Raw genomic sequence first — 13,119 nt, forward strand, 5'->3', positions numbered from 1 at the left:
AGACGTTCCAAGTAACCGAAGCTACCGTACTACCCCCACACCATCCGGTGCGATGTATCAATGTCAATGTTCCACCCATGAGCTACCAGCGAGACACAGTCGGTCTCGATCTGGCGCCTGGACAATCCGAAGACTGCCAGATGCTCCTTAGAAAGGAGGTGATCCAGCCGCACCTTCCGGTACGGCTACCTTGTTACGACTTAGTCCTAATCACCGATCCCACCTTAGACAGCTCCCTCCCGAAGGTTAGGCCACTGGCGTTGGGTGTTACCGACTTTCATGACTTGACGGGCGGTGTGTACAAGGCCCGGGAACGTATTCACCGCAGCGTTGCTGATCTGCGATTACTAGCGACTCCAACTTCATGAGGTCGAGTTGCAGACCTCAATCCGAACTGAGACCGGCTTTTTGGGATTCGCTCCACCTTACGGTATTGCAGCCCTTTGTACCGGCCATTGTAGCATGCGTGAAGCCCAAGACATAAGGGGCATGATGATTTGACGTCATCCCCACCTTCCTCCGTGTTGACCACGGCAGTCTCCCATGAGTTCCCACCATTACGTGCTGGCAACATAGGACGAGGGTTGCGCTCGTTGCGGGACTTAACCCAACATCTCACGACACGAGCTGACGACAACCATGCACCACCTGTATACCGACCTTGCGGGGCGACTATCTCTAGCCGTTTCCGGTATATGTCAAGCCTTGGTAAGGTTCTTCGCGTTGCATCGAATTAATCCGCATGCTCCGCCGCTTGTGCGGGCCCCCGTCAATTCCTTTGAGTTTTAGCCTTGCGGCCGTACTCCCCAGGCGGGGAACTTAATGCGTTAGCTGCGACACAGAAACCGTGGAATGGCCCCTACATCTAGTTCCCAACGTTTACGGCATGGACTACCAGGGTATCTAATCCTGTTCGCTCCCCATGCTTTCGCTCCTCAGCGTCAGTTACGGCCCAGAGATCTGCCTTCGCCATCGGTGTTCCTCCTGATATCTGCGCATTCCACCGCTACACCAGGAATTCCAATCTCCCCTACCGCACTCTAGTCTGCCCGTACCCACTGCAGGCTGGAGGTTGAGCCTCCAGTTTTCACAGCAGACGCGACAAACCGCCTACGAGCTCTTTACGCCCAATAATTCCGGACAACGCTTGCACCCTACGTATTACCGCGGCTGCTGGCACGTAGTTAGCCGGTGCTTTTTCTGCAGGTACCGTCACTTTCGCTTCTTCCCTACTAAAAGAGGTTTACAACCCGAAGGCCTTCGTCCCTCACGCGGCGTTGCTGCATCAGGCTTTCGCCCATTGTGCAATATTCCCCACTGCTGCCTCCCGTAGGAGTCTGGGCCGTGTCTCAGTCCCAGTGTGGCCGGTCACCCTCTCAGGCCGGCTACCCGTCGTCGCCTTGGTGAGCCATTACCTCACCAACTAGCTGATAGGCCGCGAGTCCATCCTTGACCGAAATTCTTTCCAGCTCCTCACCATGCGGCGGAAGCTCGTATCCGGTATTAGACACCGTTTCCAGTGCTTATCCCAGAGTCAAGGGCAGGTTACTCACGTGTTACTCACCCGTTCGCCACTAATCCACCAGAGCAAGCTCCAGCTTCATCGTTCGACTTGCATGTGTTAAGCACGCCGCCAGCGTTCGTCCTGAGCCAGGATCAAACTCTCCGTAAATGATTAACAAGCAACAAACCAAAAGGCCTGCGCTAAACATAAAGCAGCCCAACCACCGGAATAGGCGGAAAAGGCTGCGAGTTCGAAACTGACAGAACAAATCATTACTGACTTGCTTTGTTGTTCAATATTTTTCCAAAGGAATCTCTTCACCCAACCAGATAGGTTGAGCTAACGAGTCTTTTTGGCATTTGACATTGTGCACGCTGTTGAGTTCTCAAGGACCAGACGCACTAGAGTTTCAGTTTCTCAACCTGCCCTCTAGGCAACTTCTCTATCCTACCAGCTCCTGGAGTTCCTGTCAAATCGTGTTTCTCGCAAATTATTTGACGCGAAGAAACCGAACCTGACTCTCACAAGAGCGGGAGTTATATCTTCACACTAAACCGCAACAAACACAAATGCGCCTGAAACAATCTCGGTGAGATAAGTGGTCCCACTTGAGGCCGGCGAGCAATCCGCTCTGCCGCACCTTTGGGGTACTTGGAATACATTACGGCGAATACGACACCTCCGCAAATCCAAAACCACCACACCACCCCAAAAACCCCGACAAACCAACAAAAACGACTTTCCCCAACCAAACATCCCGGGCGTGTCGCACCCCACAACCCCACCCACAACCCCACAACCCCACAACCATTTGCGAGTTTCTGCCGAAAAACCCAGAAAAGGGAACAGAAAATCACAAATAGATGCAGGTTCGGAGCGTGCGGTTGCGATTAGTTGGGGCAGGACTTGGTTAGAAGGGGTAGGGGGCGATTTCGGGGCGGACCGTCAGCCACTGTGTTTCGGTGAAGGCCTCGATGTTTGCGGATGCTCCCCCAAACCGCGAGCCGGTGCCAGAGGAACCCACTCCCCCGAACGGCGCGTTGGCCTCATCGGAAACGGTCTGCTCGTTGATGTGGATCTTTCCGGAATGAAGTTGATCGGCGACCTGCATCGCGAGGCCTACCTCACCGAGGATCCCGACCGAGAGCCCGTACTCGCTTGCGTTCGTGAGTTCAACCGCCTCCTCAACGGTTGAGAACCTCACCACCGGCGCAACAGGCCCAAAGATCTCCTCCACCCAGGCCGGATTCGTCGGCTCTAGATCGGCAAGGACCGTTGGCGCAAAGAACAGGTCCTTGTAGGTGCCACCCGCGGCAACGCGGGCGCCGGCATCCGTTGCCCGCTCCACGAGGGATGCAACTCGGTCGCGCTGGACATCGTTGATGAGCGGACCAAGTGCAACCTGCCCGGAGGCGGGATCCCCAACAGGGAGCGCAACCGCCTTCTCTGCAAGGGCCGCGACGTAGTCGTCATAGAGACTCTCGTGAACGAGATGCCTGCCAGTAGTCATACAGATCTGGCCCTGGTGAAGGAACGAACCAAACGCACCTGCGGATGCGGCGCGATGCAGGTCGGCACCAGGCAAGACGATGAGTGCGTTGTTGCCACCGAGTTCCAGGTGCGTGCGCTTAAGGTGGCGTGCGCCAAGTTCTCCAACGCGGCGACCCGCTGCGGTAGAACCGGTGAACGACACCACGCGGACTTCGGGAGCCGAGACGACGGCCTCCCCAACATCCACGCCGCCCGGCAGCAAATGGAGCAGGCCAGGAGGAAGTCCAGCCTCCTCAAAGATGCGCACGAGAGCGACGCCGCCGGAAACGGTAGTTCGTGGATCTGGCTTGAGCAGTACGGCATTGCCTAGTGCAAGCGCTGGAGCCACCGAACGAATCGACAAGATCAGCGGAAAATTGAACGGCGCGATGACGCTCACAACTCCGGCAGGCAACCGCCTCGCAAATGACCAGCGGTCCTCGTTCGAGCTCAGGACATCGCCGTGGGGATGGGAGGGAAGACCCGCCGCCTCGAAGCACTCGTTTGCCGCAATATGAGTTTCGAGACCGGCCTTCGTCGGAACACTCCCTGCCTCACGAATGATCCACTGCTGGATCTCTTCGGCGTGGGTCTCCCAGAGATCGCCGGCGCGACGCAGAACAGCAGCGCGCTCTTCGGGCTTCTTGTCCGCCCACTCACGTTGAGCGTGAGCTGCCTCGGATGCTGACCGCAAGACGTCGTCGGCAGTGGCGACACCAACCCGGCCCAGCTCTGCACCGGTTGCTGGCTCATGTACGGCAGCTGATCCACCAGAACCGGCAACCCAGCCGCCGCGATAGATCTTGCCGTCCCACAGTTTGGCATCTAGTAACGTCATCGTTCCTCCTCAAACCCGGTGAGCTCACCGTGCAGTGGCCCACATCTTGCAACCACGTTAGCGGCCCCGGCTGAGTAGGAGCTCGGTTCCGCATCAACAACAGAACGAGTGGATGACCGAGCTAGGCTGTCGCTGCTTTGGCCGAGCACTCCGCACACAGACCGAAGACGTCAACAACGTGATGCGCATCGGTAAAGCCGTTCTCGGCGGCAACCTGCTGAGCCCACGACTCAACATCGTGCGCGGCAATCTCAACGGTCTTGCCGCACTTTCGGCAGATGAGGTGGTGGTGGTGCCCACTGGAATCGCAAGCTCGGTAGAGGCTCTCGCCCTCTGGCGACTGCAGCGAATCCGCGTCGCCGGCCGTGGCCAGATCGGCAAGTGCCCTGTAGACGGTAGCCAGGCCGATCGGCGAACCACCATCGCGAAGGGTTGCATGAAGCGTCTGAGCACTCACAAACCCGGTTTCGGAGTCGAGAGCGTCTCGAACAGCTTCACGCTGCCACGTATTGCGCCTCACTACAGCCACGATTCCTCCTCTCTCCACGGTAGCGCTTGACGCGATCAAAGACCACCGCAGCCACAAAGAGGGCACAGGCTGTGAGCGAAATTGACCCACCGGCCGCGATTGCAAAAATCCGGGAGAACCACAGACCCCCAACGCCAGACAGGATGCCAAACAGCACGGCGAGCGGAATCATCCACTCAACCCGCTTGATAAGCAGTCGGGCGCTCACGGCCGGCCCGGCAATGAGCGCAATGGAGAGGATGGAGCCAACGGCTGGCATCGCAACAACAACCGTGGCTGCAATGAGCGCAAGCGAGGCCAAATCAATTGCGGCTGGCCGGAATCCGGCAACGCGGAAGCCCTGCGGATCAAAGCTTGAGAAGAGCAGTTCTTTGCCAGCGACAAGGATGAGGGCAAGTGCCGCCACAAAGACCACGCCGGTTGCCCAAATATCCCCTGGCGAAACCGTAAGAATCGAGCCGACCAAGAAGGTATCAACCTGCAGCGACATGCCCCGGTTGAGCGATTGCAGCAGCGCACCGAGGGCAAATCCAAACGTGAGCACAACGCCAGAGGCCACCTGGCTGCCCTGCCGGTGCACGCGCGAAATACCAAGCATGATGAGGACCAAGACCACACTAAACACCGCGGCGCCCAGCAGGATATTCAGCCCAAGAAGAGCAGCGACCACGCCACCAGGGAACGTTGCGTGGGTGAGGGCGACAGTGAAGAATGCCCGCTTTCGGAGCACAACGATTGTGCCAACAATGCCACTCAGCGCCCCAAGGAGGACGGCCTCGAGCATGGCAAGTTCGAAGAATCCCATTAGTGGGCCACCCCACTATGAGCACGCAGCTGGCTGCGACGAGCGATGCGAAGCGTAATCACGTGCGCAAGCAGCACAATCGCGTAGATCACGATGAGGATGATCACGATGAGCGAACCGGGTGATGGCGTGAGATCAAACTCAATCGACGCGTAAAAGCTCGAGAGCAAGCCGAGCCAGCCAGACAGCGCTGCCGCGACGATTGCGATGGGCGTGAGCCACAGCATCCGCCTCGTGATGAGTCGACCGATCGCGACGGGCACGATCAGCAGGGCAAGCACCAAAAGGTTGCCAAGCGCCTGAGAACCGGCGACCACCAAGAACGCAATCGCACAGTTGAACAGCAGCTCGATGGGCAGCGAACGGAATCCGGCTGCCCGAAAACCAACGGGGTCAAACGAGAGGAACACCTGCATCCGCCACGACACCAACACCATAAGCACCGCGAGCGCACCAACGATGATGATCTGGATGAGCTGCGATTCGGTGACCGTGAGCACGCTGCCAAACAGCAGTTGCTCAAGCTGGCTCACATAGTTGGTTTCGCGTGAAACGATGACAATACCGAGGCTAAAGCTGCCGGCGAGGACCACGGCGATCGCGGCATCCGACCCAACGCCCCTTCGGCTGACCAGTGTGAGGATGCCAGCCGCGATGACACCCGCAACGAGGGCACCCGGCAGTAGACCGTCAGTGCCGCTCACAACAAACCCAACCACCAGCCCAGGGAACACCGCGTGCACAAGGCCGTCGCTGATGAACTCTAGGTTGCGCAGGTTGATAAACAGGCCAACGACACCACTCGCAACCGCAAGCACCAGCACGGTGACGAGCGCCCTCGACATGAACGGGAGCGCAAACGGGTCTGTGAAAAAACTGAGGTCCACGATTAGTCGTGCTCGTGTCCCGTTGGGACAACCGAGTGATCGTCGACGTGCGCGAGGCTTCCCTCGAAGGTCTGCTCCACAAGAGGGAGCTTAAGCGTTTCCTCAACAGGCCCGTATGCGATGAGCTTCTTGTTGAGCAGCATGACCTTTGTACACACCACTCGTGCAAGCTGCAGGTCATGCGTTGACGTCACAATCGTGACGCCGTCGTCGCGAAGCGAATTGAGCGTTGCAAGCAGCGCCGAGCGGTTATGTTGGTCGAGGCCGTTGAACGGTTCGTCGAGCAGCAACAGCTCCGGCTCGACCGTGAGCGCCCTCGCGAGCAGGCCACGCTGCTGCTGGCCGCCCGACAGCTCACCAAACATCCGGCCGGCCTGGTCGGTGAGACCAACCCGCTCGATCGCGTCATCAACCAATTGCTTATCGCGCTTGCCCGGCCAGCGCATGAGGCCAAGCGAGCGATAGCGCCCCATCATGACCACCTGGCGGAGGCTCACCGGAAACTCGCGGTCAACATCGCTGAGCTGAGAGAGGTACCCAACTCGGGGCAAGGCCCAACGAGGAGAGCCTCCGAGCACGTGGACTTCGCCACCAACAACATCCACCAGTCCGAGAATGCCCTTCAGCAGGGTGGATTTGCCGGAACCGTTTGGCCCAACAAGAGCCACGGCGTCGCCGCGTTCAACCGTTGCGGTCACGTCGCTCAGCTGGGGCGCGGCCCCGTATGAGAATGATGCGTGCCGCAGGTCGATTGCGGGAGATTGTTGGTTCACGGAACTACTCTATGCCTACGGAAGAACGACTGATGTCTGCTGCCCTTACTCAAGCCCGGCCGGAACTGGAGTTGGGGTGACGCCCCACGACTCGAGGATGACCTGGGTGTTATGGATGGTGGACAAAATATAGGTGTCGCCACCTGAGCCCGGTGCACCAAGCGAGTCGCCAAAGAGCGCGTTATCTCCGGAATAGACCTCAACGCCGGCAGCCTTTGCGATTGCCGTTGCCGTTTTATCGCTGATCGAGCTCTCAGAGAAAATTGCCTTCACCCCGAGCTCCTTGATCTTGGTGACAAGCGCATCAATTTCGGTTGCACTCGGTTCGGCGTTGTCCTCAAAGCTGGGGATAATCGAACCGACAAACGTGATGTCATAGGCGTCAAGGAAATAGTGGAACGCGTCGTGATTGCTCACCACGAGTCGTTGGTCAGCGGGGACCTTGCTGACATTTGATTGAATCCAGGAATCCAACTCGTCAAGCTTGGTGTTGTACGCCTGCGCGTTTTGCGTGAAGGGCGTGTCCTGCTCGCCGCGTTCCGTTGCGGCTTTGGTCAGTCCCTCCGCAATGTTATTGACCATGATTTTGGCGTTGGCCGGGTCGGTCCAGATGTGCGGATTGCCCTCGGCCGATTCTGCATCGTGGTCGTGATCGTCGCCCTCGGCATGTTCGTGGCCCTCGTGACTGTCCTCATCACCATGATCGTGATCGTGATCGTGATCGTGATCGCCACTCAGCGTGATGCCCGTGCTGCTGTCGATGGTGACGCCGTGAAATCCTGACGCCTCAATAGCTGAATCAAGGAACTCTTCGAGCCCGGCCCCATTGGTGACAAGAACATCCGCAGCCGCGAGTTTTGCGAGATCTGCCGGCGTCGGATCAAAGTGGTGCGCGCTCGCGCCAGGGGCGAGAAGCTGCGTGAACTCGATATCGTCGCCGCCTACGTTCTTGGTGAAGTCGCCAACCTGTGTGGTTGTTGCGACCACCTTGAGCGTGTCGCCAGAGCCCGACGCAGAGGATGACGCGGTGCAGCCCGTGGCGGCGAGCGCCGTGGCGAGAAGCAGTGCTGGAATTGCGATGACGTATCGCTTCATGGAGTGTGGTGCCTTATCTAGCTTGTTTTGGCCCGGCGCTGCTGCCGGAGAGCTCAAGAATAACCCTAATGATAACGATTATCAAGTCACATAGCCCCCGCTCGTACTGGCAGCCCGCGCGTCATCCTGGACTTTTATACCCCTGGGGGGTATATTAGCCTGCGTGTGGATAACGTCACACACCATCGCCGAGGAGGTACGCAATGGACCACAACAACACGGACCACGCTTCACTGAAACGCCCAGCACCCTGGCCGCATTCCGCAGCCCCTGGCGAGAGTGACCACAAGACCCCCGCGCACATCACCGGCGATGACCGTGCCCAGAGTCACCACGCAACCGGGCACGGGTCACCCGACCACGGGGATGTGGATCATGGGGATGTGGATCATGGGGATGTGGATCACGCGGCCATGGGCCATGCCTCCATGGGCCATGCAGCCATGGATCACGGCGGTCACGGAGACCACGTCGGCCAATTCCGCCGTCTCTTCTGGATCATGCTCGTCATCGCGATTCCCGTTGCAGCGCTCAGCCCAATGTTTGCCATGATTATCGGCTACGAACTGCCGGACGCCGCGTGGATACCGTGGGTCTCCCCCGTACTCGGCACCGTCATGTATGCGTGGGGAGGCAAACCATTCCTCTCTGGAGCGGTGACCGAGCTGAAGGCCAAACAACCCGGCATGATGCTGCTCATCGCACTCGCCATCACGGTTGCTTACTTCGCCTCGCTCGGCGCGACCCTCGGCATGCTTGACCATTCCCTCGACTTCTGGTGGGAGCTCGCGCTACTCATCGTGATCATGCTGCTCGGCCACTGGATCGAGATGCGGTCGCTTGCCCAAACCTCGTCGGCGCTCGACTCCCTTGCCGCGCTTCTTCCCGACGAAGCTGAGCGAGTTGATGGCGACACAGTGGTCACGGTCAGCCCGTCAACGCTCGTAGTTGGCGACGTCGTGCGCGTTCGCCCCGGTGCGCGCATTCCCGCCGACGGAGTGGTCACCGAGGGAACGGCGGAAGTTGACGAATCCATGGTGACCGGAGAATCTCGAACGGTCACTCGCGGCCAAGGCAGCCGAGTCGTGGCAGGCACCGTCGCAACAGACACCGCCATCAGGGTGCGAGTCACGGCGGTTGGCGACGACACTGCGCTGGCTGGCATCCAACGCCTCGTGAGCGATGCCCAAAACTCAAGCTCCCGCGCCCAGCGCCTCGCAGACACCGCTGCGGGTTGGTTGTTCTGGTTTGCCCTCGGCGCGGCGGTCATCACGGCAATCGCGTGGACGCTCGCGGGGAATCCCGACGACGCCGTCATCCGAACCATTACGGTGTTGGTCATTGCCTGCCCCCACGCGCTCGGCCTTGCCATCCCGCTCGTCGTGTCGATCTCGACGGAACGCGCCGCCAAAGCCGGCGTGCTCATCAAAGATCGTCTTGCGCTTGAAAGCATGCGGAACGTGGATGCGGTGCTCTTCGACAAGACCGGAACGCTCACCGAAGGAGCACCCGTTGTTACCGATGTGCTCGCAACGAGTTCACGCGGCGCGGAATCATCAGGCACGGGTTCATTCAGTGCAGAGCGGATTATCCGCCTAGCTGGGGCAGCGGAGGCAGACAGCGAGCATCCACTGGCCAGAGCGATTATTGCCGCCGCCTCAGAAGCTGGCCCCCTCCTTTCCGCACGCAATTTTCGCGCCTCGGCTGCGGTCGGAGTGACGGCCACGGTTGAGGGCCACGAAGTCAGCGTTGGCGGGCCACACCTGCTGAGCGAGGCAGGAGCATCGCCGCTCGCAGAGACAGCAACCTGGGCCAACGAGGGTGCCATCATCCTGCACGTACTCATTGACGGGCAGGTAGCCGGAGCGCTCCGGCTCGAAGACAAGATCCGCGATGAATCTCGCGACACCATTGCCGAGCTCAAGCGCAGGGGCATCGAAGTGGTCATGATCACGGGAGACGCGGATGCCGTTGCCAGGTCAGTGGCGACCCAGCTTGGGATCGACCGGGTCTTCTCCGGCGTCCGGCCGGAAGACAAAGCCTCAAAGGTCAGCTCACTGCAAGCAGAGGGACGCACGGTCGCCATGGTCGGCGACGGCGTCAACGACGCACCCGCACTCGCCCAAGCAGACGTTGGAATCGCGATTGGCGCCGGAACCGATGTGGCAATCGCGTCGGCTGGGGTCATCCTCGCGAGCGACGACCCTCGTTCCGTTGTGTCTCTCATCGAGCTGTCCAAACGCAGCTATCAGAAGATGAAACAGAACCTCTGGTGGGCCGCAGGCTACAACATCCTTTCGGTACCGCTCGCGGCAGGCATCCTTGCCCCGGTCGGCTTTGTCCTGCCGATGGCGGTTGGTGCGCTACTCATGTCTGCCTCAACGGTCGTTGTTGCCCTCAACGCGCAGCTTTTGCGCCGCCTCGACCTGCGGCCGGAGCGAATCGTGCCACATGACGCCGGATAAAAATACCGCGTGACAGGTTGCCCCCTGCGCCAGTACGATGTGAGCCGGGGGGCTCGGATGTTCGAGTCCAGTTTCCGCACAAGCGGCAACACACTTGATCAACACAGCGACGTGATGCTGTCACGTCCTCATCCGAGAGAACCACATGCAAAAACTCAATACACGTCTGCTCATTGGTGCAGGGACCGGCCTCACAGTGGGCCTTGTAGGCCTCCTTACCGTTGGGCCGGCGCTTGCCGACACCACCGCCGCACAGCAGGTCGCACCAACCGAATGGTCGCAGGTCGTCAACCCGTACGGGATCGAAGAAGATCCCTCCTACAACATGTACTCGGACTATGTCGGCCCTGCCGATGGACCCTTGCAACCAAACCTCAACCTAGACTGGCGCGAAAATCCGCAAGCCAATGGCTACCCCGTTGTTGACCTGTCGTGGAACGTACCCGCTCCGGCAAGTAACTGCGTTCGCCTGGTCAACGGATTTACGATCGCGCTCACCGCGAACGAACAGAACGCTCCGGCAACACCACTGCCAACGAACGACCCTGACCTCACCCTTGACGACGCCCCGCTCGATGACGCCCTCGCGGCCACACCCTTTATCGCACCATCGCCCTCGCCAAGCGACGGGCCGACAGATGCTTCGGAAACGCCAGAGGCCAAGGCGGAGACCAGCACTCCAACGCCATCAGGGGGTACCGAAACGCCGCCAACCGATGCAGACCAGACGGCAACAGCGCAGGGCGATGCCCTCGCGGTACCGGAAGCCCCAGCTGTAACGCCGGAGCCAACACCAGACCCAAACCTGTCGTATGCGCAGGCCCTCGTTGCCTTCAGCGCAGACAGCCAAGCAACGATCTATCACGAGGACACTGTGAGCGGGTTGTTTAGTCAGCCCCTGTTGCCCGGCCTCAATATCATTCTGGTTCCAACCAACACGCCCTCATCCGCGACGCTCACGCTGAACGAACCACTCGAATATGCGGATGGAATGTCTGCCATCCTTGCCGCGGCATCATTTGGTGATGTTGAGCAAACCTGGACCATCAACCAGGTTCGCTTCAACGTCACTGACACCTGCGCAGCGGCCCCGGGCATCCAGACGACGGAACCCGTGGTCACCGCTGCGGCGGCCTCGGGCTCATCAACCCTCGCAAACACCGGCAGTGAGCAGAACAGCTTCCTCGTTGGCGGAGTTGCCCTCGTCATCGCGGGCGGAACCGTGCTGCTCGGCCTTCGCCGACGCGCAACCCGCTCAACGCCAGCGAGTGCCCTTCAACCGACCGAATAATCCGAATCTGGGTCGATTTGAGGGCACTCGCTAGCTGAATCGGTGAGGAAAGCCGCGCTAGTCGAGCAGCAGCGCTGGTTCTTCAATCACGCTCGCAACATCTGCGATGAAGCGGCTGGCCACGTCTCCGTCAACCACTCGGTGGTCGAAGGATGCACCAATGGTGGTGACCATGCGCGGGCGGACCTCGCCGTCAACCACCCAGGGCTTCTGCTTGATCGTGCCAAGTGCAACGATGCCAACCTCGCCGGAGTTCAGGATGGGGGTACCGGTGTCCATACCAAACACACCAATATTGGTGATCGTGATAGTACCGTTTGCCATCTCTGCCGGCGACGTGCGGCCGTCGCGGGCGGTGAGTGTCAGCTGCTCAAGGGCCTTGGCGAGTTCGAGCAAGCTCAGCGACTGCGCCTCTTTAACGTTGGGCACGATCAGCCCGCGCGGTGTTGCCGCGGCCACACCGAGGTTCACGTAGTGGCGCACGATGATCTCTTCGTCGGTCCACGCCGAGTTGACCATGGGATTACGACGGACGGCCCAGATAATGGCCTTTGCCATGATGAGCAACGGCGAAACTTTCACGCCGGCAAAGTCGGTTGAGGCCTTCAGCCTCTTCACAAACTCCATGGTGCGTGTGGCATCCACGTCAACAAACAGGCTCACGTGTGGCGCCTTGAATGCGCTCTCAACCATGGCCTTTGCGATGGCCTTACGCACACCCTTCACTGGGATGCGCTCCTCGCGATCATCCGAAAGCTCAGGCGTGGCAATATTACGGAACACGCTCGCCTGCCCGGCGTGGCGAACCACATCGTCGCGCGTGATCTCACCGGCGAGGCCTGTGGCCTCCACCTCAGCAAGGTCAACATCGAGGTCTTTTGCAAGCTTGCGAATCGGCGGCTTTGCGATAACGGGCTGCGCACCGGATGCCGGCACCGAGGTCGGACGCTCGGGAACAACAGGACGGCGCCCTGCCCTGCGACGGCTTGCGGCGTGACCGCCAGAACCGTACCCAACAAGGACCGCTCCGGCCGGCTCCTCCGCCTGAATCGTGTCAGCGACGTCGCGCGTGGCCTCCGCAATCTCGGCAGCGTCAACCGCAGGATCAACTGAGGCAGCGGGCTGGGCCGTTGGCGCAGCATCGACGCCGTCTTCGCGAACCGTAATGATGGGCGCGCCAACCTCAACGGTTTGTCCCTCGCTCACGAGCAGCTCTGCGACAACGCCGGCAAGCGGCGATGGAAGCTCAACAAGCGATTTTGCGGTCTCAATTTCAACCAAAACCTGGTTAATCGCGACCGTGTCGCCAGGGGCAACGTGCCACGACACGATTTCTGCCTCGGTGAGTCCCTCGCCAACGTCTGGAAGAAGAAACGGGGTCTCGCTCATGGGGTGCTCCTTG

9 protein-coding genes and 1 rRNA gene are annotated in these 13,119 nt (G+C 59.8%); 2 read left to right on the plus strand and 8 right to left on the minus strand.

The genetic code is table 11. The features are described 5' to 3' along the window. Positions 1 to 151 precede the first annotated feature (151 nt). The 7 genes from FHX76_RS12290 to FHX76_RS12320 form a co-directional block, all read right to left on the minus strand. Positions 152 to 1,672 (minus strand): 16S ribosomal RNA (locus FHX76_RS12290). Between the two features lie 742 nt (positions 1,673 to 2,414). Further along, positions 2,415 to 3,872 carry a benzaldehyde dehydrogenase gene (locus tag FHX76_RS12295; RefSeq protein ID WP_167151040.1) on the minus strand — a complete coding sequence of 486 codons (1,458 nt, stop codon included), beginning with the start codon at positions 3,870 to 3,872 and terminating at the stop codon, positions 2,415 to 2,417. 121 nt (positions 3,873 to 3,993) lie between these two features. Continuing rightward, a complete protein-coding gene (locus FHX76_RS12300; RefSeq protein ID WP_167151713.1) occupies positions 3,994 to 4,392 on the minus strand; it encodes a transcriptional repressor in 399 nt (132 codons plus the stop codon). Then, complete coding sequence (locus tag FHX76_RS12305; protein ID WP_167151042.1) at positions 4,367 to 5,206, minus strand: metal ABC transporter permease; 840 nt, start codon at positions 5,204 to 5,206, stop codon at positions 4,367 to 4,369. Before FHX76_RS12305 ends, FHX76_RS12300 begins: the two co-directional genes overlap by 26 nt. Next, positions 5,206 to 6,093 carry a metal ABC transporter permease gene (locus FHX76_RS12310; RefSeq protein WP_341777944.1) on the minus strand — a complete coding sequence of 296 codons (888 nt, stop codon included), beginning with the start codon at positions 6,091 to 6,093 and terminating at the stop codon, positions 5,206 to 5,208. The genes FHX76_RS12305 and FHX76_RS12310 overlap by 1 nt, the downstream gene beginning before the upstream one ends. Before the next feature lie 2 nt (positions 6,094 to 6,095). Continuing rightward, entirely contained in the window at positions 6,096 to 6,866 is a 771-nt protein-coding gene (locus tag FHX76_RS12315) for an ATP-binding cassette domain-containing protein (RefSeq protein WP_167151044.1), read from the minus strand. Positions 6,867 to 6,911: 45 nt separating this feature from the next. Beyond that, positions 6,912 to 7,961, minus strand: coding sequence for a metal ABC transporter substrate-binding protein (locus FHX76_RS12320; protein WP_167151046.1), 1,050 nt, complete (start codon positions 7,959 to 7,961; stop codon positions 6,912 to 6,914). 203 nt (positions 7,962 to 8,164) lie between these two features. Between FHX76_RS12320 and FHX76_RS12325 the strand changes: the two genes are divergently transcribed. After that, positions 8,165 to 10,426, plus strand: coding sequence for a copper-translocating P-type ATPase (locus tag FHX76_RS12325; protein ID WP_167151048.1), 2,262 nt, complete (start codon positions 8,165 to 8,167; stop codon positions 10,424 to 10,426). 145 nt (positions 10,427 to 10,571) lie between these two features. After that, complete coding sequence (locus FHX76_RS12330) at positions 10,572 to 11,717, plus strand: LPXTG cell wall anchor domain-containing protein (RefSeq protein WP_167151050.1); 1,146 nt, start codon at positions 10,572 to 10,574, stop codon at positions 11,715 to 11,717. Positions 11,718 to 11,774: 57 nt separating this feature from the next. Here FHX76_RS12330 and FHX76_RS12335 read toward each other — a convergent pair whose 3' ends face one another. Next, entirely contained in the window at positions 11,775 to 13,106 is a 1,332-nt protein-coding gene (locus tag FHX76_RS12335) for a dihydrolipoamide acetyltransferase family protein (protein ID WP_167151052.1), read from the minus strand. Positions 13,107 to 13,119: the final 13 nt, after the last annotated feature.

Source organism: Lysinibacter cavernae (assembly GCF_011758565.1).
Taxonomy (GTDB): domain Bacteria; phylum Actinomycetota; class Actinomycetes; order Actinomycetales; family Microbacteriaceae; genus Lysinibacter; species Lysinibacter cavernae.